At 62.9% G+C, this 23,699-nt stretch carries 20 protein-coding genes; 14 read left to right on the top strand and 6 right to left on the bottom strand.

What is annotated here, in order from left to right:
• Window positions 1–53: 53 nt before the first annotated feature.
• Entirely contained in the window at window positions 54–2,000 is a 1,947-nt protein-coding gene (locus ACSQ84_RS00265) for an alkyl/aryl-sulfatase (RefSeq protein ID WP_436209644.1), read from the top strand.
• 97 nt (window positions 2,001–2,097) lie between these two features.
• On the opposite strand, the gene ACSQ84_RS00260 is transcribed toward ACSQ84_RS00265, so the two are convergent.
• Window positions 2,098–2,376, bottom strand: coding sequence for a hypothetical protein (locus ACSQ84_RS00260; protein ID WP_436209643.1), 279 nt, complete (start codon window positions 2,374–2,376; stop codon window positions 2,098–2,100).
• Between the two features lie 243 nt (window positions 2,377–2,619).
• Entirely contained in the window at window positions 2,620–4,047 is a 1,428-nt protein-coding gene (gene glgA / locus ACSQ84_RS00255; RefSeq protein WP_436209642.1) for a glycogen synthase GlgA, read from the bottom strand.
• A 211-nt stretch (window positions 4,048–4,258) separates the two neighbouring features.
• On the opposite strand from glgA, the gene ACSQ84_RS00250 reads away from it, so the two are divergent.
• The 8 genes from ACSQ84_RS00250 (at window position 4,259) to ACSQ84_RS00215 (ending at window position 13,359) form a co-directional block, all read left to right on the top strand.
• Window positions 4,259–5,464 carry a CaiB/BaiF CoA transferase family protein gene (locus ACSQ84_RS00250; RefSeq protein WP_436209641.1) on the top strand — a complete coding sequence of 402 codons (1,206 nt, stop codon included), beginning with the start codon at window positions 4,259–4,261 and terminating at the stop codon, window positions 5,462–5,464.
• 134 nt (window positions 5,465–5,598) lie between these two features.
• A complete protein-coding gene (locus ACSQ84_RS00245) occupies window positions 5,599–7,143 on the top strand; it encodes an ABC transporter substrate-binding protein (RefSeq protein WP_436209640.1) in 1,545 nt (514 codons plus the stop codon).
• 6 nt (window positions 7,144–7,149) lie between these two features.
• Window positions 7,150–8,100, top strand: coding sequence for an ABC transporter permease (locus tag ACSQ84_RS00240; RefSeq protein WP_436209639.1), 951 nt, complete (start codon window positions 7,150–7,152; stop codon window positions 8,098–8,100).
• The gene (locus ACSQ84_RS00235; protein WP_436209638.1) at window positions 8,087–8,959 is read left to right on the top strand and encodes an ABC transporter permease; all 873 of its coding nucleotides are present in this window, start codon (window positions 8,087–8,089) and stop codon (window positions 8,957–8,959) included. Before ACSQ84_RS00240 ends, ACSQ84_RS00235 begins: the two co-directional genes overlap by 14 nt.
• Complete coding sequence (locus ACSQ84_RS00230) at window positions 8,956–9,951, top strand: ABC transporter ATP-binding protein (protein WP_436209637.1); 996 nt, start codon at window positions 8,956–8,958, stop codon at window positions 9,949–9,951. The genes ACSQ84_RS00235 and ACSQ84_RS00230 overlap by 4 nt, the downstream gene beginning before the upstream one ends.
• Window positions 9,948–10,928 carry an ABC transporter ATP-binding protein gene (locus tag ACSQ84_RS00225; protein ID WP_436209636.1) on the top strand — a complete coding sequence of 327 codons (981 nt, stop codon included), beginning with the start codon at window positions 9,948–9,950 and terminating at the stop codon, window positions 10,926–10,928. The genes ACSQ84_RS00230 and ACSQ84_RS00225 overlap by 4 nt, the downstream gene beginning before the upstream one ends.
• 154 nt (window positions 10,929–11,082) lie before the next feature.
• Entirely contained in the window at window positions 11,083–12,150 is a 1,068-nt protein-coding gene (locus tag ACSQ84_RS00220) for an alcohol dehydrogenase (RefSeq protein WP_436209635.1), read from the top strand.
• Window positions 12,151–12,276: 126 nt separating this feature from the next.
• Window positions 12,277–13,359 (top strand): isocitrate/isopropylmalate dehydrogenase family protein, encoded by a 1,083-nt coding sequence (locus ACSQ84_RS00215; RefSeq protein WP_436209634.1) that lies wholly within the window; start codon window positions 12,277–12,279, stop codon window positions 13,357–13,359.
• Window positions 13,360–13,536: 177 nt separating this feature from the next.
• Here ACSQ84_RS00215 and ACSQ84_RS00210 read toward each other — a convergent pair whose 3' ends face one another.
• Together ACSQ84_RS00210 and ACSQ84_RS00205 are read right to left on the bottom strand one after the other, a co-directional pair.
• Window positions 13,537–14,358, bottom strand: coding sequence for an enoyl-CoA hydratase (locus ACSQ84_RS00210; RefSeq protein WP_436209633.1), 822 nt, complete (start codon window positions 14,356–14,358; stop codon window positions 13,537–13,539).
• A gap of 605 nt (window positions 14,359–14,963) precedes the next feature.
• Window positions 14,964–15,359 (bottom strand): helix-turn-helix domain-containing protein, encoded by a 396-nt coding sequence (locus ACSQ84_RS00205; protein ID WP_192734827.1) that lies wholly within the window; start codon window positions 15,357–15,359, stop codon window positions 14,964–14,966.
• A gap of 644 nt (window positions 15,360–16,003) precedes the next feature.
• Here ACSQ84_RS00205 and ACSQ84_RS00200 point away from each other — a divergent pair.
• Window positions 16,004–16,270, top strand: coding sequence for a hypothetical protein (locus tag ACSQ84_RS00200; RefSeq protein WP_436209632.1), 267 nt, complete (start codon window positions 16,004–16,006; stop codon window positions 16,268–16,270).
• Between the two features lie 201 nt (window positions 16,271–16,471).
• Here the strand turns inward: ACSQ84_RS00200 and ACSQ84_RS00195 are convergent, their stop codons facing one another.
• Entirely contained in the window at window positions 16,472–17,980 is a 1,509-nt protein-coding gene (locus tag ACSQ84_RS00195; RefSeq protein WP_436209631.1) for a sensor histidine kinase, read from the bottom strand.
• 276 nt (window positions 17,981–18,256) lie between these two features.
• Here ACSQ84_RS00195 and ACSQ84_RS00190 point away from each other — a divergent pair, with 276 nt between their 5' ends.
• The 3 genes from ACSQ84_RS00190 to ACSQ84_RS00180 all read left to right on the top strand — a co-directional run bounded on the left by ACSQ84_RS00190 (window position 18,257) and on the right by ACSQ84_RS00180 (window position 21,166).
• Window positions 18,257–19,255 carry a TRAP transporter substrate-binding protein gene (locus tag ACSQ84_RS00190; protein WP_436209630.1) on the top strand — a complete coding sequence of 333 codons (999 nt, stop codon included), beginning with the start codon at window positions 18,257–18,259 and terminating at the stop codon, window positions 19,253–19,255.
• 79 nt (window positions 19,256–19,334) lie between these two features.
• Window positions 19,335–19,850, top strand: a complete 516-nt coding sequence (locus tag ACSQ84_RS00185) for a TRAP transporter small permease (RefSeq protein WP_436209629.1) — start codon at window positions 19,335–19,337, stop codon at window positions 19,848–19,850.
• Complete coding sequence (locus tag ACSQ84_RS00180) at window positions 19,847–21,166, top strand: TRAP transporter large permease (protein WP_436209628.1); 1,320 nt, start codon at window positions 19,847–19,849, stop codon at window positions 21,164–21,166. The genes ACSQ84_RS00185 and ACSQ84_RS00180 overlap by 4 nt, the downstream gene beginning before the upstream one ends.
• A gap of 48 nt (window positions 21,167–21,214) precedes the next feature.
• Here the strand turns inward: ACSQ84_RS00180 and ACSQ84_RS00175 are convergent, their stop codons facing one another.
• Complete coding sequence (locus ACSQ84_RS00175; RefSeq protein ID WP_436209627.1) at window positions 21,215–22,489, bottom strand: serine hydrolase domain-containing protein; 1,275 nt, start codon at window positions 22,487–22,489, stop codon at window positions 21,215–21,217.
• A gap of 137 nt (window positions 22,490–22,626) precedes the next feature.
• Between ACSQ84_RS00175 and ACSQ84_RS00170 the strand changes: the two genes are divergently transcribed.
• The gene (locus ACSQ84_RS00170; RefSeq protein ID WP_436209626.1) at window positions 22,627–23,565 is read left to right on the top strand and encodes a dioxygenase; all 939 of its coding nucleotides are present in this window, start codon (window positions 22,627–22,629) and stop codon (window positions 23,563–23,565) included.
• Window positions 23,566–23,699 lie beyond the last annotated feature (134 nt).

Here is a 23,699-nt window from a genome sequence, read left to right as displayed (position 1 = left end):
CGAGGCGTCGGTCGCGACTTAAGCGCTTTTCAGACGTCAGGGAGTGAACGAGCATGACCCAAACAACAAGTGCGGAAGCACCGAAAGAATCTCCCAAGCAAGCTTCCGCGCCTGTCATTGCGCAACACGCAGCGACGTTGAAGGCGCTGCCGTTTTCGGACACGCGCGATTTCGACGACGCGGCGCGGGGTTTTCTCGGCACCATCGAAAACGCGAAGGTGACCTCGCCGCAGGGCCGGGTGGTCTGGAGCCTCGAGCCCTATGGCTTCCTCTCGGCCGAAGAAGCGCCGGCAACGGTCGACCCGAGCCTGTGGCGGCAGTCTCGCCTCAACATGCATCACGGCCTGTTCGAGGTGGTCCCCGGCGTCTATCAGGTGCGCGGGCTCGACATCGCCAACATGACGCTGATGGAGGGCGACAGCGGCGTGATCGTGGTGGATACACTGACCTCGATCGAGGGCGCCCGCGCCGCGATCGAATTGTACTTCCAGCATCGGGGCATACGGCCGGTCGTCGCCGTGATCTTCACCCACACCCACACCGACCATTGGGGCGGCGCGCGCGGCGTGCTCGACGACGAAACGCTGTCGAGCGGCCGGGTGCCGATCATCGCGCCGAATTTCTTCATGGAGCACGCGGTCTCCGAAAACATCATCGCCGGGCCGGCGATGTTGCGTCGGGCGCAATATCAGTTCGGGCCGCTGCTGGCCAAGGGCGTGCGCGGGCAGGTCGATTGCGGCCTCGGCAAGTCGATGGCGGCGGGCTCGGTCGCGCTGCTGCGGCCGACCGACCTGATCATGGCAACCGGCGACAAGCGCACCGTCGACGGCCTCGAGTTTGAATTCCAGATGGCGCCGAACTCGGAAGCGCCGGCGGAGATGCATTTCTTCATCCCGCGCTACAAGCTCTTGAATCTGGCTGAGAACTGCACGCATAATTTCCACAATCTGCTGCCGTTCCGCGGCGCCGACGTTCGTGATGCGCTCGCGTGGTCGAAATATCTTGGCGAGGCGCTGCAGATGTGGGGCGGCAAGGCGGACGCGATGTGCGGCCAGCACCATTGGCCGGTGTGGGGCCATGAGCGGATCGACACCATGATCCGCCAGCAGCGCGATCTCTATAAGTTCGCGCATGACCAGACCATCCGCTTGATGAACCACGGCCTTACCGCGACCGAAATCGCCGAAACAATCCGTCTGCCGGCGAGCCTCGAAGGCGCCTGGCACGGCCGCGGCTACTACGGCCACATCAGGCACAATGTGAAGGCGATCTACCAGAAATATCTCGGCTGGTACGACGCCAATCCCGTCAATCTCGATCCGCTGCCGCCGGTCGAATCCGGCAAAAAATATGTCGAGTATATGGGCGGCGCGGAGGCGATCCTCGCGCGGGCCGCAAAAGACTTCGCCAAGGGCGAATTCCGCTTCGTGGCGCAAGCTGTCAGCCATCTCGTGTTCGCCGATCCCGACAATCAGGCGGCACGCGCGTTGCTCGCCGATACGTTCGAGCAGCTCGGCTACGCCTCGGAAAGTGCGACCTGGCGCAACGCCTATCTGTTCGGCGCACAGGAGTTGCGGCTCGGCATGCCGAAAGTGCCGGCACGCGCGCCGATGCCGCGCGAAACATTGGCTGCGCTGCGCACCGAGCAGCTGTGGGACGTGCTCGGCGTGCGCCTCAACGGCCCCAAGGCCGAAGGCAAGCGCATCGTGCTGAACTGGAATTTCACCGACACTAACGAAACGTTTGTGCTCAATTTGGAAAATTCCGCGCTGACTTACGTAGCGGGCGCACAGGCGGCCGATGCCGATGCGACGTTCACGCTGACGCGCAGCGTGCTCGATGAAGTCATCGCCAGGCTGACGACGTTTCCTGAAGCGGTCGGCAGCGGCAAGATCGTAGCCAGCGGCAATCCGATGCGGCTCGGCGAACTGATGATGCTAATGGATGAATTCCCGCGGATGTTCGAGATCGTCGAACCGAAACGGACCGCGGTGAGCTGAGCTCAAAGGCCCGCCTTCGGGCGGCGTTGGCTCCGGCATGGACGCGCCGCCGGGTTACCCCGGCGGCGACTTACTCAACCTGGAAGGTCAGTGCAAATTATCGGCCACCGCCGCCACCACCACCGCCGCCGCCGCCACCACCGCCCGCATTGAGCATGGCATCTTCGCGGCTACCGTAGGTATGGTGACGCGGGGGAGTCGGCTGCCGCTTGTTGCGTCCCTCTTCCTGGTAGACCCAGGTACTGCCGCAACCCAGCTTCGATCCCGTTTCATCGCAAACCCGGAGCGAAAAAGCGCTGGCGCTGGTGGTTGCCAGGGCGCTCATCGCAACGAGGCCAGCCAGAGCAGCCAATGATAATTTCGACTTCATCGACATTTAAAACTCTCCATTTCTCGGTTCGGCGAAACCGGAATGGTTCGCACATGAGTTCGACGATGCCGGATGGAAAGCGGTTCGAGCGTGTCACAAAAAATCGGTTTGAACCGGTTGAGCACCCGGCGCGACATCGTCGCCGGGTCTGCTCCGGGAAACCGGCGTGGACAGGGTATAACGCCGGGGGCCATTATCGGTGGTCGGGCTGACCCGTATGGTCAAAGGCGCTGGCAGCAGCAATCGCGCTCACGCGCCGACTTGCGACCCCACCGTCTTGCGATAGAGCGCGTTATACAGCGACGCCGAAAGGCCCCAGCTGAAGGACCGAGCCATGGCGCTGCGGCGCATCAGGTCGAGGCGGTCTTTCGCGATGAAGGCATCGAACGCGCGGCGCACGCCGCCGAGGAAGGACTCCGCCGACGGCTGCGAGAACAGGAAGCCGGTCTCGCCGTCCTCGATGGTCTCCGCCAGCCCGCCGGTCTGGTGACCGATCGGCAGCGATCCGAACCGCTGCGCATACATCTGGCTCAGACCGCACGGTTCGAACCGCGAAGGCATCAGCGTGAAATCGCTGCCGGCGAAAATTCGCCGCGCCTGTCCGTCGTTGAAGCCGATGACGACGCCGATCGCGTCCGGCCTGCGCCGATGCGCATCGATCAGCGCCCGTTCGATATGCGGCTCGCCGCTGCCGGTGACGACAATTTGGCCGCCGGCCTCGACGATCTCGTCGGCGGCGGACAGCACGAGGTCGATGCCCTTCTGATGCACGAGGCGGGCGACCAGACCGAAGATCGGTCCACGCGATACGGCGAGGCCAAACTGCTTGCGGACGTAATCGGCGTTGGCCTGCTTGCCTTGCCAATCGCCGGCGCCAAAGGGCTGCGCCAGCTGCGCGCAGGCGCGCGGATCCCAGCTTTCGTCGATGCCGTTGAGGATGCCGGTCAGTTCCGAAGCGTCCGAGCGCTGCCGCAGCAGGCCCTCGAGCCCGCAGCCGAGTTCGGGTGTCGTAATCTCTTTGGCGTAGGTCGCGCTGACCGTGGTCAGATGCGAGGCGTAGACGATGCCGCCCTTCAGAAACGACATCTGATCGTAGAATTCGAGCCCGTCGATGTGGAAGGAAGCCTCCGGCGCGCCGATCCGGCGCATCGACTCCCGCGGAAACAAACCCTGATAGGCCAGGTTGTGAATGGTCAGGATCGAGGGGACCTTGACGCCCTTCCAGGCGAGGTAGGCCGGAGTCAATGCAGCCTGCCAGTCATTGGCGTGGACCAGGTCCGCTGCCCAATTCTTGTCCAGACTGCCTGCGGCAAGCTCGGCCGCAGCGGACGCAAATCGTGCGAAACGGACGTCGTTGTCGGGCCAGTCGCGCCCGGATTCATCGCCGTAGGGGTTACCCGGCCGGTCGTAGAGTTGTGGGCACAACAGCACATAGACCGGCAGGCCGTCTCGCGTCGACGCCCGGCCGAGCGAGCAGGCGGGCATCTCGGCCAAAGACGTGCATTGTCCAACGATTTCAATGTGGGTGAACTGTTCGATGATGTCCCGGTAGCCGGGCAGCATGATCCGGACGTCGCTCCACGGGCGCAGTGCCCGGGGCAGGGCGGCGGAAACGGCAGCAAGACCGCCCACCCGGACGAAGTCATCCATTTCCGTGGTTACGAACAAGACCTTCAAGGAATGCCCCTCGTACCAGCCCTGACTATGACTCCAGCCTTGACTATGACTTATGCAAGAAAAGGTCCAATTTTCACCTACGCAATGCGCGACGTGGCCCGTGGTTCCTAGGGAAACGCTTCCATGCAGCGCCCGCGCAATTTAGTGTCATGCCGCGCCAGGAAAACGAAAACGCGAACGAGAAGCCGCAAGGCCGAAGGAGCTCCACGGAATGACGATAGATACTAACGATGAGGGGAATTTGACAGGGAGCTTCGCCGGGCTGCGCGTCCTCGATTTCTCGACCACGATCGCCGGCCCTCACTGCACACGGATGCTCGCCGACATGGGCGCCGAGGTCATCAAGATCGAAACCGCCGAAGGCGAGACGATGCGGACCCGCCCGCCGCTGCGAAACCATTGCAGCACCGCGTTCGGGCAGCTCAATGTCGGCAAGAACAGCCTGGTGCTCGATCTGAAATCGCCCGAGGGGGTGGAGGCCGTGCGCCGGCTGGTCGCGGCCGCGGACGTGCTGGTCGAGAATTTCCGCCCCGGGGTGATGCGGCGCCTGAAGCTCGACTACGCTTCACTGCGCGCGCTCAATCCGAAACTGGTCTACTGCTCGATCTCCGGCTACGGCCAGACCGGCCCGTCGGCGGAGCTGCCGGCCTATGCGCCGGTGATCCATGCGGCCTCCGGCTATGAGATGGCGCATCTGGCCTATCAGCCCGGACGCACCCGGCCGGATTATTGCGGCATCTATCATGCCGACGTGCTTACCGGCGTCTATGCGTTTGGCGCCATCTCGGCGGCGCTGTATCAGCGCGCCCACAGCGGGAAGGGCCAGCACATCGACGTCTCGATGCTGGAATCGATGCTGAGCCTGACACTGAACGAATTGCAGTGGTCGCAATTCGAGGTGAAGGCGACGCAGCGGCCGATGTTCGGCCCGATCGAAACCCTGGATGGCTATGTCATGGTCGCGATCGCCAGCGAAAAGACCTTCCAGAGCCTGATGCAGGTGATCGGTCATCCCGAATGGGTCAGCGATCCCCGGTTTGCGAAATATTCCGACCGCCGTGAAAACTGGGGCAGCCTGATGGAGGGCGTCGAGGCGTGGTCGCGCTCGGTGACGACGCAACACTGTCTCGTCGCGCTTGGCGAGCACGGCGTGCCCTCATCGGCCTATCGCACGGTGAGCGAGGCGCTGAGGGACCCGCAGATTACCCATCGCGGCGCGCTGGCCGAGGTCCAGGATGACGGCGGCAGCTTCAAGGTGCTCAATCTGCCGTTCCGCATGTCGGGCGCCAAGGTCTCGGCGGCGAAGCGGATGTCGACGCTGGGCGAGCATACGCGGGCCTATCTGAAGGAGACCGGCCTGTCGGAAGGTGAAATCGCGGCCTTTGCCGGCAAATCGCCGAAGGCGGCGCACGGCTGAAGCAAGCCGCGCTTCGGTGGCTTTTCATCCCGCCTTGCGAACGGCCTTGCCCGCGACTGCGATTCCAGACAATCTTGCCGTCAGCCATCGACGATCCGGAACACCGGACGGACGACATTTTGGAGGGAGCATCCATGACAGCTGCGGTCCGTTCGGGCGCACTTGCGCGCGCATTTCTTGTGGCGGGATTTGCGCTCTCGCTGTGTGCCGTTCCCGCCAACGCCCAGAAGAAGGGCGGCAGCGTCACGATGGGTCTCGAACTCGACATTCCCGGTTTCGATCCGCTGAAGGTTGGCGTTTACGACACGGCGGCATTGACGGCGTCATCGGCCCTCTTCGATACGCTCACCTATCTCGACGCCAGCGGTAAGCCGCAGCCCAAGCTCGCATTATCCTGGTCTCATTCGGACGATTTCAAGACCTGGACCTTCAAGCTGAGACCGGGCGTCAAATTTCACGACGGCACGCCGTTCAATGCCGAAGCCTACAAGGCCAATTTCGACCGGCAGAAGGATCCTGCGAACAAGTGTCGTTGCGCCTTCTATATCTCCAACGTCAAAAACGTTCAGGCGCCCGACGAACTGACGTTGGTCTATAATCTCAACGACCCTTCGGTGAACTTCCCTTCGCTCATTGTTTCTTATGCGAACCAGAACGGCGCAGTTCATTCTCCCACGGCGTGGAAGACCAAGGGCGATGACTACAACCGCAATCCCGTCGGCACCGGACCTTTTGTCCTGAAGTCATGGACCGCAGGAGACCGGATGGTCCTGGAACGGAATCCGGATTATTGGGACAAGGACCGCATCTATCTCGATCGCATCACGCTGAAGCCGCTTCCGGATGCGCAGTCGCGCTTCGCCAGCCTGCAATCGGGCGAGGCCGATTTCATCTGGGACGACGAAGCCGACGCCGACAATATTCAGAAAGCCCAGAAGGATCCGAAGCTCACGGTACATACCTATGCCGGCTCCGGCGCCGCGGTCGCCGCGTTCAACACCAAGGTCCCGCCATTCGACGACGTCCGCGTGCGCCAGGCGCTGGTGATGGCGCTCGATCGCAAGAAGATGTCGCAGGCGCTCACCAACGGTCTCGCAAGGCCGGCGACCAATCCCTACGGCGACGGCTCCTGGGTGAAGTGCAAGGATGACGGCGCACTGCCCGAAGACCTCGAGAAGGCCAAGGCGCTGATCAAGGAATACGGCAAGCCGGTTGAGTTCAAGATGCTGGTCACGGCGACACCACGTGGGCGCGCCACCGGTCAGGTGCTGCAACAATTATGGAAGCGGGCCGGCGCCAACATGGAAATCGAGCAGGTCGACCAGGCCACGATTCCGCCGCGCGCCTTCATGCGGCAGTTCCAAGTGACGCCGTGGCGGATCGTCGACTTTGCCGATCCCGATACGCAGATGTACTCCAATTTCCGTTCGGGCAGCCCGGTCGCACTTGCCAATTATTCGAATCCGGAACTCGATCAACTGCTGGAGCGCGCGCGGGCCACCCCCGACCAGGAAAAGCGCAACGAGGATTACTGCGCCATCAGCCGGCTGATCAACAAGGAAGCGATCTGGTACTGGACCTTCCAGAACACCTATTACGCAATGTCGAGCGCCAAGGTGAAGGGATTGCCGAAGATGTACAGTGGCGTTATCGACCTGTCCCGCGTCTGGCTGGAATAATCCTGCATGCTGACCTTTGTCGCGCGAAGGCTGCTGTATCTCGTGCCGGTGCTGATCGCGGTCTCGCTGCTGACGTTCCTGATCGCGTCGCTGCTGCCGGGCGATCTCGCCTACACCATCCTCGGCGACCAGGCGACGCCGGAAAAGGTGGCGGCGCTAAGAGCCGACATGGGACTGGATCAGCCGATCTACATTCGTTACTTCGGCTGGCTCGGCAACGTCCTGCAGGGCGACTTCGGGCGCTCGTTCCGCACCGGGCAAACCGTGTTGCAGGCGGTGACCGAACGGCTGCCGATCTCGCTGGAACTGATGCTCCTGGCCCAGGTCATGGCGCTTGCGATCGGCGTTCCCCTGGCGATCATCTGCGCCGCGCGGAGCGGCGGTCCGTTCGACCGCTTCATGACCGGCACCGCCTTCGGCATGCTTTCGGTGCCCACCTTCCTGTCGGCGATCCTGCTGATCTATCTGTTCGCGGTGGAGCTGCGCTGGCTGCCGGCGACCGGTTACGTGCCGTTCGGCGAAGATCCGGCCAGGAACTTGCGGTTCATGGTGCTGCCCGCATTGACGCTGGCGCTGGCCGAATGGCCCGGGATCATGCGCGTGCTTCGCTCCGACATGATCGCGACCCTGCAGGAGGATTATATTGCGCTGGCCAAGGCCAAAGGCCTGAAGGCATCGCGCATCCTGTTCGTGCATGCACTCAAGCCTTCATCGCTCACGCTGGTTACGATCACCGGAATCAATATCGGGCGATTGATCGGCGGCGCCGTCATCGTCGAGACGGTGTTTGCGCTGCCGGGAATTGGCCGGCTCCTGGTCGGCGCGATCACCACGCGCGACCTCGTCATCCTGCAGGGCGTGGTGTTGCTGGTCGGCGCCGGCTTCGTGTTGATCAACTTCATCGTCGATATGCTCTACGCCATGCTCGACCCAAGGATCCGTCATGGCCACGCTTGACCTCGGCATCGAAGCAAGTGTTGCGGAAGCCCCGGCGCGGCGGGGCCGCCGGCTCGGATTGCTGTTCTGGATGGCGATCGTCTGGATGATCTTTGTGTTTGCGGTCGCGATCTTCGCCGACGTGCTGCCGCTGCCGAGCCCGACCGACATGGACATGCTGGAGAAGCGCGCGCCGTTTTCGGCGCAGCACTGGCTTGGCACCGACGGCCTCGGCCGCGATGAACTCGCCCGGGTGATCTACGGCGCGCGGATATCGCTGATTGTGGGGCTGTGCGCGCCGATCATCGGGCTCACCTTCGGCGGCGCGCTCGGCTTGCTGGCAGGCTATTTCCGCGGCCGGTTCGAGTCGGTGGTGGTCGGCAGCATGGATGTGCTGCTGGCGTTTCCGCCGCTGATCCTGGCGCTCGCGGTAACCGCCTATCTCGGGCAATCGATCCTGCATCTGACGCTTATTCTCGGCCTGCTCGGCGTTCCCGCCTTCATGCGGGTGGCGCGGGCGGCGACGCTGACCTTGGCGCGCCGTGAATTCGTGATCGCCGCGCAGGCGCTTGGCGCCACGCATGCGCGCATCCTGCTGCGCGAGCTGCTGCCCAACGTGATACTGCCGTTGTTTGCTTTCTTCCTGCTCGCCGTCGCCGTTACCATCGTGGCCGAAGGCTCCCTTTCGTTCCTTGGCCTCGGCGTGCCGCCGCCGATATCGAGCTGGGGCAGCATGATCGGGGAGGGGCGCGAGAGTCTGGAGATGGCGCCAAGACTTGCCTTTATTCCCGCAATCGCGATGTTCCTGACCGTGTTGTCCTTTAACCTGGTCGGCGACACGCTCCGGGCACTCACCGATCCCCGTCAGGGCGCGCTGTGACCGAAGATACGCTGCTTTTCGTTGAGGACGTCTCCGTCGATTTGCCGACGCCGCGCGGCAATCTGCGCGCGGTGGACCATGTCGACCTCACGGTCGGCGCCGGTCGGACGCTCGGCGTGGTCGGGGAATCCGGTTGCGGCAAGACCATGCTGTCGCGCGCGATCCTGCAATTGCTGCCGAAGAAGGCAAAGCTTTCCGGCCGCGTGATGTTCGACGGGCAGGACCTGCTGCAGCTGTCGCCGGAGAAATTGCGCAAGCTCCGCGGACGCTCGCTGGCGGTCGTGTTCCAGGACCCGATGACCTCGCTCAATCCGGTGTTGACCATCGGCACCCAGCTGATCGAGACGCTGCAAGAGCATCTCGAGCTCGACATGGCAGCGGCGACCAGACGCAGCATCGAGCTGCTCGCCGCGGTCGGCATTCCCGCACCGGAGCAGCGGTTGATGCAGTATCCGCATCAGCTGTCGGGCGGTATGCGGCAGCGCGTGGCGATCGCGATCGCGCTGTCGTGCGAACCAAAACTGCTGATTGCGGACGAGCCGACCACCGCGCTCGATGTGACGATCCAGGCGCAAATTCTTGACTTGCTGGCGCGCGAGCAGCGCCGCCGGCATATGGCGATGATCCTGATCACCCATGACCTCGGCGTCGTCGCCGGCCGCACCGACGAAGTCGCGGTGATGTATGCCGGCCGCGTGGTGGAGCGGGCGCCGACGCCGGCCTTGTTCAAGAAAATGCGGATGCCCTATACCGAGGCGCTGCTGGCCGCGCTTCCCAGGATCGACGCCGCGCCGCATACGCCGCTGCCGGCGATCTCGGGCCGGCCGCCCGATCCGACCCGGCCGCTGAAAGGCTGTTCGTTCTCGCCGCGCTGCCGTTATGCGGCCGGCCAGTGCCACACCGAAAAGCCTGGTCTTGCGGAGGCGGAATCCCCTGATCACCAATACGCCTGCTTCCATCCGATCGAAACCTGCGCCGGGGCCCGCGCATGATGCAGCAAGCTTCGCCCGCCGCTTCGACCGATCCGCTGCTCGACGTCGACAAACTCGTCGTTGAGTATCCGGTCGGCAACAAGATCGTGCATGCGGTGTCCGGCGTGTCCCTGCAGATCGCGCGCGGCGAAACGCTGGGGCTGGTGGGCGAATCCGGCTGCGGCAAGTCGACGCTCGGCCGCGCGGTGCTGCAGTTGCGCCGGCCGGTATCGGGCCGCGTGCTGTTCGACGGCCACGACCTCACGGCGATGCATGGCGATACGCTGCGCCTGATGCGCCAGCGCGTGCAATTGATCTTCCAGGATCCGATCGCGTCGCTCAACCCACGGCGGCGGATCGGCGATATCATCGCCGAGCCGCTGATCATTTCGGGCGTCAAGGATCCGGCCAAACGCCAGCAGTTGGTCGACGAAGCACTCAGCGCCGTCGGGCTTGATCCGGCGCTTGTCGCCGGACGGCTGCCGCACGAATTCTCCGGCGGGCAATGCCAGCGCATCTGCATTGCGCGCGCGCTGGTGCTCAATCCGGAATTTATCGTCTGCGACGAGCCGGTCTCCGCGCTCGACGTTTCGATCCGGGCGCAGATCCTCAATCTGCTGGAAGAGATGAAGGCGCGCTATGGCCTGACGCTGCTGTTCATCGCGCATGATCTCGCGGTGGTGAAGGCGGTGAGCGACCGCGTCGCGGTGATGTATCTCGGGCGGCTGTGCGAGGTCGGCCCTTCCGAGCAGTTGTTCGCCAAACCGGCGCATCCCTATACCGCGCTGCTGATCGAGGCTATCCCGGTGCCCGATCCGGACGTGCGCCCGGCCGAGACCGTGCCGGTTGGCGAGCCGCCGTCGCCGATTTCGCCACCTTCCGGCTGCCGTTTCCGGACCCGCTGTCCGCGCGCGGATCAGCGATGCAGCGACGAGGTGCCGGAACTTCGCGCTGTGGCGCCGGGGCAGTTCGTGGCTTGCCATCATCCGCTGATCTGAATATCGGATGGTATTTTTTTGACGCGTTTTCTTCACGCTAACCGGTATCCACTTCGCTTGAAAACGCTATCTCCGCGTTTGTCTCGACTGGACAGACGTGGCAATGTTGGCCCGAAAATGCCTGCTCAAGAACAAGAATGACGGGAGAGAACCGATGAAAAGTTTCCAGGTCGCCGAGTTCAACGCCCCCCTGAAAGAAGTCGATCATCCGACGCCGGAGCCCACGGGATCGCAGGTGTTGCTGAAGGTGAAGGCAGCCGGCGTCTGCCACAGTGATCTGCACATCTGGGAAGGCGGCTACGATCTCGGCCATGGCCGCAAGCCGCTGTCGCTCAGAGATCGCGGCGTCTCGCTGCCGCGCACGATGGGCCATGAGACTGTCGGCGAGATCGTAGCCTTCGGGCCCGATGCCAAGGCCGCGACCGGCGGGCTCAAGGTCGGCGACGTCACGCTGGTCTATCCCTGGCTCGGCTGCGGCAAATGCGAGACCTGTGTCGGCGGCGACGAGAACATGTGCATCGTCAAGCCGAACTCGCTCGGCGTCTATTGCGACGGCGGCTATGCCGATTACATGACGGTGCCGAATCCGAAGTACCTGCTGAACCTGAACGGGCTCGATCCCGTCACCGCGGCGCCCTATGCGTGCTCCGGGGTCACCACCTACAGCGCGCTCAAGAAGGTCGAGAACGTCCTGCATACGCCGATCGTGATCTTCGGCGCCGGCGGCCTCGGCCTGATGGCGCTGTCGCTGCTGAAGGCGATGGGCGGCAAGGGTGCCATCATGGTCGACATCGACGCGCGCAAACGCGAAGCGGCGGAAGCGGCCGGCGCGCTTGCGAGCGTCGACGGCAAGGCGGCGGATGCGCTGGAGCAGTTGCAGCAGAAGGCCGGCGGGCCGATCCGTGCGGTGATCGATCTGGTCGGCAACGCCCAGACCACGCAGCTCGGCTTCGACTGCCTGACCAAGGGCGGCAAGCTCGTGATCGTCGGCCTGTTCGGCGGCGGCGCCACCTTCGCGCTGCCGCTGATTCCGATCAAGGCGATCACGATCCAGGGCAGCTATGTCGGGAATCTGCGCGAAACCCAGGAATTGCTCGATCTGGTCCGGAGCAAGAAGATCGCGCCGATCCCGGTGACGACCATGCCGCTCGCGAAAGCCAACGAAGCGCTGACCGATTTGCAGAAGGGCAAGCTGGTTGGCCGCGCGGTGCTGACGCCGTAGAAGTCCTGCCTCCGTCATGCCCGGCCTTGTGCCGGGCATCCACGTCTTGCTTCTAGCAAGGGAAGTCGTGGATGGCCGGGACAAGCCCGGCCATGACGAAATATCAATCGTCGTGGAAGGAACCCCATGTCCGCCAATAACGCATTCCACATCGCCGTGCTCGGCGGCGATGGCATCGGGCCTGAAGTGATGGCGCCCGCGCTCGAGGTTCTGCGAAAGATCGAGAGCACGTCGGACCTGAAATTTCGCTTCACCGACGCGCCGGCCGGCGCCAACAATTATCTCGCCACGGGAAAATCGATGCCGGAAAGCACGGTGCGGCTGTGCGAGGAAGCGGACGCGATCCTGCTCGGCGCCTGTGGTCTGCCGTCGGTGCGCTATCCCGACAACACCGAGATCGCGCCGCAGATCGAACTGCGCATGCATTTCGATCTCTATGCCGGCGTGCGCCCGGCGCGGCTGATCCCGGGGGTACCGAGCCCGATCGTGGGCGCCGACCGGAAGGGCATCGATTTCGTCCTGATCCGGGAATCCACCGAGGGCCTGTTCGCGTCGATGGGCAAGGGGGTGGTGACCGACACCGAGGCGCGCGAGACGCTGGTCATCACGCGCAGGACTTCGGAGCGGCTGTTCGAGTTTTCGTTCCGCCTCGCCGAACGCCGCAAGGCGCGGGGACGGGCGAACGGCAGCCTGACCTGCGTCGACAAGGCAAATGTGTTCCGGGCGTTCGCGTTCTTCCGCGGCATGTTCGATGAGGCCGCCAGCCGTCACCCTGACGTCAAGACCGAACGGGTCTATGTCGATGCCTGCTCGCTGATGATGGTGAAGCGGCCCTGGGATTTCGACGTCATGGTGACGGAGAACATGTTCGGCGATATTCTTTCCGATCTCGCCGCCGGGCTGATCGGCGGCCTCGGCATGGCGCCGTCGGCCGATATCGGCGACCGCTATGCGGTGTTCCAGCCCTGCCACGGCACGGCGCCCGATATCATGGGGCAGGGCAAGGCCAACCCGACGGCCATGATGCTGTCGGCGGCGATGATGCTGGACTGGCTCGCCGACAAGCACGGGCTCGAGAACGCGGCCGAAGCCGCCGAGCGCATCGAGCGCGCGGTCGACACCGCCTATGCCGACGGCATCAAGCCGATGGAGTTCGGCGGCGGCAACGGTACGGCTGACATCACCAGGGCGGTGCTGGCGGCGATTTAGGGCCGGGTCGAAGGATCAATCTCATCGTCGTCCCTGCGAACGCAGGGACCCATAACCACCGGCGCCAGTTGTTGCGGAAGGTGACTACTCCATCGCTCAGTCGATGGGCCGCGGCGTATCGGTCCCTGCGTTCGCAGGGACGACGCGGAGTATGTGGAAGCTGCTTGCCAGCGCTATCTATCTACCCTTGAACTGCGGCTTGCGCTTTTCCATGAACGCGGTGCGGCCCTCGCGAAAATCCTCAGAGTCCATGCAGGCGGTGCCAACAGCCTTGATCGCAGCGATGTCGCGATGGCTTTCGTCTTTCAGCACCTCGGCGATGGTGATCTTGGCGGCCTTGATTGCCAGCGGCGCGTTGCCGGAAATCGTGCGCGCGATCTCCATGGTCGCGTCCCACAAATCAGGCCCGGGCAACACGCGGTCGACGAGTCCGATCCGCACCGCTTCGGCGGCATCGATCCGCATGCCCGTGTACATGATCAGCCGCGCCCAGGACGGTCCGACCAGCGACACCAGATGCTTGAGCCCGTCATAGCCATAGGCGATGCCGAGTTTGGCGGCGGGAATGCCGAACTGGCTGTTGTCGGCCGCGAGACGGATGTCCGCCAGCATCGCGACCTGCATGCCGCCGCCGAGGCAGAAGCCCCGGATGCAGGCAATCGTCGGCTTCGGATAATCCGCCAGCAGCGCCCGCTGCGCCGCGCTGCGTCTGGAATACGCTTCCGACGCTTGCGCGTTGTGGCGGGTCTTTTCGAACTGGCTGATGTCGGCGCCCGAGACGAACGCCTTGTCGCCGGCACCGGCCATGATGACGACGCGGATGTCGGGATTGTCGCGCAGCTCGATCAGCGCGCTGCCGAGCCCTTCCCACATCTCGAGCGACATGGCGTTGCGCTTCTCGGGATTGTTGAAGGTGATGACCCCGACGCCGTCGCTGATGCGCTGCAGGATCTTGCCGTCGGCGTAGGATTTTTCGGTGTTGTTGGGAACATCTAGCATCGATCGGGTTCCAGTCCGGGTTCAGAAATGGGCGCGCGCATAGGCTGGCCGCACCTGTAGTTTAATCCACCAATCGCGGCCGCGGGGATGTTTCTTCGCGGCCGCTTCGTCCGGCGCCAATCGCGTTTTCGCCGTGGTGCTATGCCGGCGAACGACAGTTCAAGAAAGCGACAGTGCACGAAATCCACCCGGCGCATTCCGCCAAACACGCTACCGCATAGCTCATCTCGCCTGCGTCGTCGTTCCCGATCGTCCGGGTCACGTCACCCGTAGGGTTCTCTTTAACCCGCCATCTCGCCATCGAGCGGCGGGTTAAAGAGAACCCGCCCTACGAAGCTACGAAGCTCTGTCGGCGGTGGAATGGAAGAGCGGAAGCCATAGGCGGATCGTTGATGTGGTGGCGTTTGCGCCCTCTGATTTCGAGGGCGAAAAGTAATCAGCAAAACTCGCGCGCAACGCGCCGCGGGATCGCGACGTCGCGTTCTCTGCTGTTTGAAAATTTCAATCGGAAAGGACCGTTCGGGTCTGATGCAATCAGAACCGGATTTGGCATATTTCTTCGCGCGAACCGGCCCCCGGTTCGCGCGAAAACACCGGGCAATCGATCAGTCTTCGTTCGCTGCGATCGATTCCATCAAGGACACCAGCTGGCGTTGTACCGTCTGGTCCTTGATCTTGCTGTAGGCTCGCAACAACCGCAGGCTGAAGGCGCTGTCGAGGAACAAGAGGCTCTCGACCTCACGCGCCTTGCCGTCGCCGTCATAGAAGAAGGTGACGGGCACATCGAGCGCGGTGGCGATCTGCTGAAGACGAGCTGCGCCGACACGGTTGACGCCCTTCTCATACTTCTGGACCTGCTGGAAGCTGACGCCAAGCTTATCGCCTAGCTCCGCTTGCGAGATCTTCTGCTCCACACGCCGCAAGCGAATCCGCTTGCCCAATTCAATGTCGGGTTTGCCGGCACTGCGCTGCTTCATCTTCTTTGCTGCTGATGTTTTCATTCTGGTTTTACCGTCCTTCCATCGGGAAACCCTGAGCGATTAGGTCAGGGATTCATCCGCATTTACCGCGTTAAGTTCGTCAGGATCGTGGATTCGTCGTTAGAACCACGGGATATCGAGCGATTGCGGGATGGTAGCCAAACGCATTTGCGCGTTGGAAGCACCCGGATACCGGCGCCGTCGGCTACCTTCAGCCATTGGCGCCCGGGATAATGTAGCAAAACCCCGTATCCCTACATTTGGCAAACTATTCGACAAACCACAACCACCGCGAGTTCACAGGCCACAGTTTTTGAGAGCATACTTACTATGTAACGCTTGTGTACCGGGTACTTCTACGGATGTTTGTGGCGGGTTGTGGGCCGTTAAAATACCCCTACAGGTCTACTTGAAGGCCTCCCGTGGCTTGTATCGTGGGCAGACCTCAACCGTGATATTTAGGAAAATACAGCAGCGTCGATACGATTTTCAAATCGATAGCGCGCTGGACAATCGAGCAAAAGTTCTGGATCATCATGGTCAGGCTCTCACACGATCGATTGCGTGACGGCGGCCGAATTATTTAATGCCTTTTCGTGGAGAGGCCTATGAAGCGACGATCCGGACCGCCTCTGATCTACCTTGCAAGCTCGGGAACTGACAAAATGCCGGTGGCTCATTCAGAAGAACGTCTGTTGTCGCTCCTCGCAACGCTGGAAGAGTGCCGGGCAGTTTTGACGGATAAGGGCAGCCCGGAGACGGCAAGATTGCTGTCGCTGGCGATTCTCGAGCTTCGAATGGAACTCCATCGGGTGACGGATTCCGAACTCAAGGCATTGTGCGACCTGATGGTGACGGATGATCAGTCCGCGCAAAGCGCCAAGCGTGATCAGGGCCGGCGGCTGCCGCCGTATCTGAAGCTCGTCAAATAGCGCTGCGTTCGGGCCGGCAAGTCCTGCGCAAAACCTCCTCGCGCGCCGAATGGCACTGCGCCCTGGCCGGTGCGACTCGTTGTCGCCCCGGTTGCCGGCGACCGATCCAGGCACTGGCCGGCGGCGAGATTCGGCAATTCCCCGGTTCGAGCCCGCGCCGCGCCTAGTCGCCGTCGACAAGTCGCCATCGAGTTGGCCCGCTCACGTCACGTGATCGAGCGCCGCGGTTACCGTGCAGACGACGCCGCGGGGCAGGAAGTCGACGGTGGCTTCGCCGCCGAGCTGGTCGCGTGCGCTGCGTTCGATCAGGCGCGAGCCGAAACCGCGCTGCACCGGCGCCGTGACCTGCGGCCCGCCGGTTTCGGTCCAGATCATCCGAAGCTTGCGGCCGTCGCTCTCCTCGAGGATCTCCCAATCCACCGTGACGGTGCCATTGTCGTTCGACAGCGCGCCGTATTTTGCGGCATTGGTCGCGATCTCGTGCACGATCATCGACAGCACCACGGCAAGCCGCGGCGATAGCGGCACCTTCGGTCCGAACATCCGCACCCGCTCCGGATTGTTGAGCAGATAGGGCTTGAGCACCCGTGCGATGACGTCCTGCAGCTCGGAGCCCTGCCACTTCTCCTGGCTGAGCAGATTATGCGCTTCGGCGAGTGCGCCGAGCCGGCCCTCGAATTTCTCGCGCTCGGCGCGGCTGGCGCTGCGAAAGGTCTGCGTGGCGATCGACTGCAGGATCGCGAGCGTGTTCTTGACGCGGTGGTTGAGCTCGTCGATCAGCAGATCGTGCAGCATCTCACCGCGGGCAATCGCCGTCGCCATCCGCACCGCAAAGGCTAGGCCGACCAGCAGCAGCACGCCTCCGATCAGGCTGGTGATCGCCAGACTGCGCCATAAAGGGGCAACCAGCGAGCTTTCCGCAATCCCGGCGGCGACCGTCCAGCCGGTGAGCGGGGAGCGTGCCACGCCGGTGATCAGCGGCACGCCCTCGAGCGACACGGTCGCAAACGTTCCCTCGGGCTTGCGGAACAGCTCGGCATAGAGCGACGGCGATGCACGCTGGCCGATCGTATTCTGCGGATTCGGCACGCGCGCGAAATTGGTGCCTTCGCCGTCGAAGATCGAAATCGTCCAGTCCTTGCCTGGACTTTGCTGTTCGATCATGGCCTGGAAGATCTCGAGCGGCGGGCTGAACGAGATGTCGTAGAGCACCTCGCCGTCGCGAATGACCGGCACTTCGACCGTCATGATCAGCTTCTTCTTGACCACGCCGGTGAACAGATTCGAGTAGTGCGGACGCTTGGTCGCGAAGATCTTCTCTACAAGGTCGAGGTTGTTGCGCAGCGGAAGGTTGCCGGTGTCGGTCGTGAGCGAGGAAAACAACTGGCGGCCTTCGCGGTCCGCCACCAGCACGACGCCGTCCCGGCCGTATTGTTCGAGAAAGCCGCTGGCGATGCGGCGGAAGCCTTCGAAGTCGCGGTCCGGCAGCGCGTTGGTGAGTGACAGCACCTGGAGCCCGCCCGTCATGCGCTGCATTTCGGCGTCGAGCACGAGGCGGATGCCGCGCACGGTTTCCAGCACGCGCTGCGTCGCGTTCTTACGGTCCTGCGCGTAATTATTGTAAACGATGCCGGCCGCGAAAATGATCAGCGGCAGCGTGGTTCCCGCCACCAGAAGGGCGAGACGCATCGGCAATGAGGGTTTTGGCAACGCTAATCCCGGATCGGTGCCCAACTGCCACGACCATAGGAGAAGCGGCCGATATCCGCCAAGGATTTTAGTCCGATATCGGACAGCGCCGGGCTTCGCGATGACTTGTTTGTGCGCCGCATCATGGCACGTGTCGTGGCCGAACCCTGCTCAATCCCTGCAGTTGAAATTAGCTTTCAAAGCAGCGCCCTTTTGCATACGCTTGGAATTCACAGCCGCATTTTCGGCACAGCCCACGACCCGGTACAGGGGCGGGGCACAGGGAGGGGAAAACCTATGCAGCGCAGAACAGTATTGGCCGGACTAGGTGCGACCGCGGCCGCGGGTGTCCTTGGAATGCCATCGATCCTGAAGGCGCAGGCGCCCGTCACGCTCAACGGCGCGGTGCAGTTCAACGATGATCACGCGTTCACCAAGGCACTGGTTCGGTTCGAGGAGCTGGTGAAGAAATATTACGGCAAGCCGGTCAATTTCACGCTGCACAAGAACTCGTCGCTCGGTCTCGAGAAGCAGTATTTCGAATACATGTCGCAAGGCAAGGCGGTCGATTACGGCATCGTTTCTCCGGCCCACATGTCGACCTTCGCCAAGGCAGCGCCGTTCATCGACGCCCCGTTTGTGTTCAAGGGCATCGACCACATGAACAAGGTGGTCCAAGCCAACATCCTGGCGCCGGTCGCCGACGAAGTCGCGGCCAAGGCCGAAGTGGTGCTGATCGGCTACGCCGGCGGCGGCATTCGCAACATCTTCGCCAACAAGCCGCTGAAGAACCTGGCCGACATCAAGGGTCTCAAGGTGCGGGTGCAGGGCGCGCCGATCTGGTCGAAGACGTTTGCCGCCGCCGGAATGTCGCCGACGGTGATCGCCTATAACGAGGTCTACAACGCCATCCAGAATGGCGTGATCTCCGCCGGCGAAAACGAGGCGGCCGGCGTCGAGGCGATGAAGTTCTACGAGGTCGCACCTCACCTCAACCTGACCCAGCACGCGGTCTCGATCCGCCCGATCTGCTTCTCGGTGAAAACGTTCAAGACCCTGCCAAAGGACTTGCAGGACGCCATCATGAAAGCAGGCAAGGAGGCCGGCGATTTCGGCCGGCAGCTCGAGTCGAGCGAGGAAGTCATCAAGCTTGATACCTTGGAGAAGGCCGGCAAGCTCAAGCGGGTCCCGTTCGAGGAACGCGATGCCATGAAGAAGCTCGCCGATCCCGTGATGGCGACCTATGCCAAGGAAATTGGCGCCGAAGCCATCTTTGAAAAGATCAACGCCACCTAAAGCCAGAAATGCTTGAGTAAAATTCCGGGGCAAGCCTCGCGGCTTGCCCCGCTCGATGACTGTGACTGCGCGGGGGCCAATGACCGAAGTACCGATGCCATCCAACACGTCGCTGTGGCGCCGCGTGACGGCCGCCTATGGCAAATTGCTGGAAATCCTGCTGGCGGCCTGCGTCGGCATCTTGGTCATTCCCGTCACGCTGCAGATCATCTCGCGCTACACGCCCTTTATCCCGTCCTACATCTGGACCGAGGAGATGGCGCGGTTCCTGTTCATCTGGACCATCATGATCGGGGCAATGGTCGGCGTCAGGGAGGCGCAGCATTTCGAAGTCGATGTGTGGCCCAATCTGTCGCGGCGATCGGAGGCCGCAGTGCGGATCATGGGACGGCTCGGGATATTGGCGCTGGCGCTGGTGTTCGTGCTGGCCGGCCTCGAGTTCACGCGGTTCGCCTGGAATCGGACCTCGGAGCTTGCCGACTTGCCGCTCTGGCTGATCCATGTCGCGTGGCCGGTGGCGGGCTTCACGTGGATCGTGTTTGCGGGCGAACAAATCGTCGATGAGGCGCGGATTTTGCTCGGGGTGGCGCGATGAGCGGCAGCGTTCTTTCCGCCGGGCAGGCCGCGATGGTCCTGTTCGGCGTTTTCGTCGGCCTGCTCATCCTGCGCGTGCCGGTCGCCTTCGCGCTCGGGCTCGCCTGTCTGCCGATCCTGCTGATCGAGCCGCGGCTGTCGATGATGATGCTCGCGCAGGAAACCTTCAACGCCTACAATTCCTTCATCCTGCTGTCGGTGCCGTTTTTCCTGCTGACGGCGAACCTGATGAGCATCGGCGGCATCACCGACCGGCTGGTGGCGCTGTCGCGCGCGATGGTCGGGCACTGGCCGGGGTCGCTGGCGCAGATCAACGTGGTGCTGTCGGTGTTCTTCGCCGGCATCTCCGGCTCCTCGACGGCGGATGCGGCGAGCCAGTCCAAGATCTTCATCGATGCCCAGACCAAGGAGGGCTACGACCTCTCGTTCTCGATCGCCATCACTGCGGTGTCGGCGGTGCTCGCGGTCATCATACCGCCGTCGATCCTGATGATCGTGTGGGGTGGGCTGATCTCGACGTCGATCGCCGCGATGTACCTGGCCGGCATCGTGCCGGGATTGCTGATCGCGGGCGCGCAGATGGCAACCGTGCATATCTATGCGGTCCGGCGCGGTTATCCGACCTATCCAAAATCGAGCTGGGTCGAGATGCGCTGCTCGCTGTGGCGCTCGATTCCGGCGCTGATCACGCCGTTCATCATCGTCGGCGGCATTCTGCTCGGCTGGTTCACGGCGACCGAGTCCGCCTGCGTCGCGGTGCTGTATTCGGCGGCGCTGTCGACGTTCTTTTACCGGGAGACCGGCTTGAAGCAGCTCTACAAGGCCTTGCTCGACACCGGGCGGCTGGCCGGGGTCGCGCTGTTCTGCATCGGCACCGCCAGCGCATTCGGCTGGCTCTTGGCCTATTACAAGATCCCGCAGGAACTGCTGGCCAACGTTTCGACCTGGGGCATGGGTCCGATCGCGGCGGGCTTCTTCATCTCGTTCTGTTTTCTGGTGGTCGGCTGCTTCCTCGACGCCATTCCGGCCATCGTGATCGTCGGCACCGTGCTGGAGCCGCTGGCGCGGGCGGTCGATCTGCATCCGGTGCAGTTCGCGATCATCTCGATCGTCTCGTTGGCGTTCGGGCTGGTGACGCCGCCCTACGGGCTATGTCTGATGATCGCGTGCTCGATCGCCGGGGTGCGGCTGCGCTATGCGCTCAAGGACACGGTGATCATGCTGATACCGATGCTGCTGGTATTGGCGGCGCTGATCATCTGGCCCAGCGTGTCGCTGTTCCTGCCGCGCCTGATCGTGCCGGAGATGCTGAAGTAGTCAGGAGCCTGCCGTCCCGCAGTGGCGCCGTGGGACCGGGCTGCGCCCTCAAAGATTGCTGTCGGTGATCGCCGAATACACCAGGGTGCGCAGCTCGCGCCGCAGCGGATAGGCGCTCGACGGCAGCACCTGAGTCATGAAGATCGTGATCAGCTCTTCGGCGGGATCGATGAAGAACGACGTCGTCGCCGCACCGCCCCAGTTGTATTCACCGGGGCTGCCGGGAATCAGCGTCTGCGCCGGATGCATCGTGACGGCAAAGCCGAGACCAAAGCCGATGCCGTTATAGGCGGCCTCACTGAACAGTGAGCGCGACATCGCCGGCAGATCGACACCGCCGGGCAGATGGTTCGAGGTCATCAACTTCAGCGTCTTTGGCCCGATCAGCCTGACGCCGCCAAGCTCGCCGCCACCCAGCAGCGCCCGGCAGAAGGTGAGATAGTCGGCCGCGGTCGAGCACAGTCCGCCGCCGCCGGAGATAAGCGAGGGGGGCGACAGGAACGAACTCGTCGCCGGATCGTCCTGCAGTGTCAGTTCGCCCTTGCGGTCGGCGGCGAGCGGGTTGAAGCCGCCTTGCGGATCGGCGGAATAGCACGCCGCGAAGCGATGCGCCTTGTCTGCCGGCACGAAGAAGTCGGTGTCGTTCATGCCGAGCGGATCGAAGATGCGATCTTTCAGGAACTGCTCGAACGGCATGCCGCTGATCTTGCCGACGAGATAGCCGACCACATCGGTGGCGACCGAATAGTTCCAGCCGTCGCCCGGCGAAAATTCCAGCGGGATCTTGGCGAGGTCCTCGATCATGCTTTGCAGTGTGCCGGCCTTGATGACCTCGCCGATCTTCTTCTCGCGATAGGCGGCATCGACATTGGAGCGCTGCTGGAAGCCGTAAGTGAGGCCGGAAGTGTGCCGCAACAGGTCCACGATCAGCATCGGCCGCGACGGCGGCCTGGTCAGGAACGCCGGGAAGGTGCCGGCTTGGAACACGCCAAGATTCTTCCATTCCGGAATGTATTTATGGACGGGCTCGTCGAGTGCGACGCGGCCCTCCTCGAGCAGCATCATGAAGGCCACGCTCGTGATCGGCTTGGTCATCGAATAGATGCGGAAGATGGTGTCGTCCTTGACCGGGACCTTGCGCTCGAGGTCGGCAAAGCCCTGCACGGCCGAATGGACCACCTTGCCGCGGCGGTAGATCAAAACCTGTGTTCCCGGGAAGCGGCCGGCGTCGATGTAGCGCTGCTTCAGATGGTTTTCGAGACGGTCGAGCGCCGACTTCGACATGCCGGCGGATTCGGGCGAGGCGGGGGTGGGGGCTAGCATCGGGCTGATCTCCGGCTGACGAGAGAGGGCCTTGATAGCCGAAAAGTGTGCTCCGTTCCAACCGCCCGCGCTTACCCCGGCCGGGACGCTGGTGTAGGCTTACGCCTGCCATCGCGCACTTCGCAGGACAGCCAAAAATGCCCCAATTCAACGAGACCGAACTCACCGCCGCCGTGATCCGCAGCTTTGAAGACACGCCGGATCCGCGGGCGAAATTCCTGCTGCAGGAGCTGGTGAAATCGCTGCACGATTTTGTCTCCAGGACCGATCTCACCTTCGAGGAATGGGAATACGCGATCGATTTCCTGACCCGGACCGGTCAGAAGTGCACCCCGATCCGCCAGGAATTCATCCTGCTCTCCGACGTGCTGGGCGTTTCGATGCTGGTCGATGCCGTCAATCACCGGGAACGCGAGGGCGCCACCGAGACCACCGTGCTCGGGCCGTTCTATGTCGGTGAGCACCGGGTGACGCCGCACGGCACCGATGTTTCGGCCAATTTGCCGGGCGAGCGGATGTTCGTGCAGAGCCGCGTCACCGACCTCAAGGGCAAGCCGCTGGCGAACGTTCCGGTCGATATCTGGCACGCCGACGATGAGGGCTATTACGATTCACAGAAGGCGTCTTACGCCACGGAGGGACCCTCGTCGCGGGCGCGCTTCGTCACCGACGCCGATGGCGGGTTCTTCTTCCGCACCATTTTGCCGTGCAGCTATCCGATCCCGACCGACGGTCCGGTCGGCGAAATGATCATCCAGACCCGGCGTCACGCGATGCGGCCGGCGCATGTGCACTTCCTGGTCGATGCGCCCGGCTATCAGCCGCTGATCACGCATGTGTTCATGGAGGGCGACAAATATCTGGATTCCGACGTCGTGTTCGGCGTCAAGGACGAACTGGTGGCGAAGATCGAAAAGCGCAGCGATCCGGTGATGCCGGATGGCAAGCCGGCGGCTGCGCCATGGCACCTGATGACCTACGAATTCAGGATGAAGCCGGGCGCTGGCGCTGCGCCAAAGCCGATGATGGCCAAGGCCTCTGACAAGACGACCGACAAGGCTTCCGAGGAAGCCTGAACACAGCGTTTTTGCGCCTGCTCAATTCTTGTGCGTCGCACAATTATTAAGCGAATCGCAAATTTCGAATGCGGCCGCCTGTCCTTGCGCGCCGTGGTTCCAGACCTGCAATTTATTGAAATAGCTATATTTTT

The sequence above is a fragment of the Bradyrhizobium sp. LjRoot220 genome, from assembly GCF_964252915.1.
Lineage (GTDB): Bacteria > Pseudomonadota > Alphaproteobacteria > Rhizobiales > Xanthobacteraceae > Bradyrhizobium.
This window is presented reverse-complemented; position numbering and strand designations above follow the sequence as displayed.

Excerpts from the sequence above, each read along its gene's own strand:
- ACSQ84_RS00225 (WP_436209636.1), top strand. The coding sequence starts at position 9,948 with ATGATGCAGCAAGCTTCGCCCGCCGCTTCGACCGATCCGCTGCTCGAC.
- ACSQ84_RS00200 (WP_436209632.1), top strand. The coding sequence starts at position 16,004 with ATGCCGGTGGCTCATTCAGAAGAACGTCTGTTGTCGCTCCTCGCAACG.
- ACSQ84_RS00220 (WP_436209635.1), top strand. The coding sequence starts at position 11,083 with ATGAAAAGTTTCCAGGTCGCCGAGTTCAACGCCCCCCTGAAAGAAGTC.
- ACSQ84_RS00250 (WP_436209641.1), top strand. The coding sequence starts at position 4,259 with ATGACGATAGATACTAACGATGAGGGGAATTTGACAGGGAGCTTCGCC.
- ACSQ84_RS00175 (WP_436209627.1), bottom strand. The coding sequence starts at position 22,489 with ATGCTAGCCCCCACCCCCGCCTCGCCCGAATCCGCCGGCATGTCGAAG.
- ACSQ84_RS00265 (WP_436209644.1), top strand. The coding sequence starts at position 54 with ATGACCCAAACAACAAGTGCGGAAGCACCGAAAGAATCTCCCAAGCAA.
- ACSQ84_RS00205 (WP_192734827.1), bottom strand. The coding sequence starts at position 15,359 with ATGAAAACATCAGCAGCAAAGAAGATGAAGCAGCGCAGTGCCGGCAAA.
- ACSQ84_RS00240 (WP_436209639.1), top strand. The coding sequence starts at position 7,150 with ATGCTGACCTTTGTCGCGCGAAGGCTGCTGTATCTCGTGCCGGTGCTG.
- ACSQ84_RS00245 (WP_436209640.1), top strand. The coding sequence starts at position 5,599 with ATGACAGCTGCGGTCCGTTCGGGCGCACTTGCGCGCGCATTTCTTGTG.
- ACSQ84_RS00260 (WP_436209643.1), bottom strand. The coding sequence starts at position 2,376 with ATGTCGATGAAGTCGAAATTATCATTGGCTGCTCTGGCTGGCCTCGTT.
- ACSQ84_RS00185 (WP_436209629.1), top strand. The coding sequence starts at position 19,335 with ATGACCGAAGTACCGATGCCATCCAACACGTCGCTGTGGCGCCGCGTG.
- ACSQ84_RS00190 (WP_436209630.1), top strand. The coding sequence starts at position 18,257 with ATGCAGCGCAGAACAGTATTGGCCGGACTAGGTGCGACCGCGGCCGCG.
- ACSQ84_RS00215 (WP_436209634.1), top strand. The coding sequence starts at position 12,277 with ATGTCCGCCAATAACGCATTCCACATCGCCGTGCTCGGCGGCGATGGC.
- ACSQ84_RS00180 (WP_436209628.1), top strand. The coding sequence starts at position 19,847 with ATGAGCGGCAGCGTTCTTTCCGCCGGGCAGGCCGCGATGGTCCTGTTC.
- ACSQ84_RS00170 (WP_436209626.1), top strand. The coding sequence starts at position 22,627 with ATGCCCCAATTCAACGAGACCGAACTCACCGCCGCCGTGATCCGCAGC.
- ACSQ84_RS00235 (WP_436209638.1), top strand. The coding sequence starts at position 8,087 with ATGGCCACGCTTGACCTCGGCATCGAAGCAAGTGTTGCGGAAGCCCCG.
- ACSQ84_RS00210 (WP_436209633.1), bottom strand. The coding sequence starts at position 14,358 with ATGCTAGATGTTCCCAACAACACCGAAAAATCCTACGCCGACGGCAAG.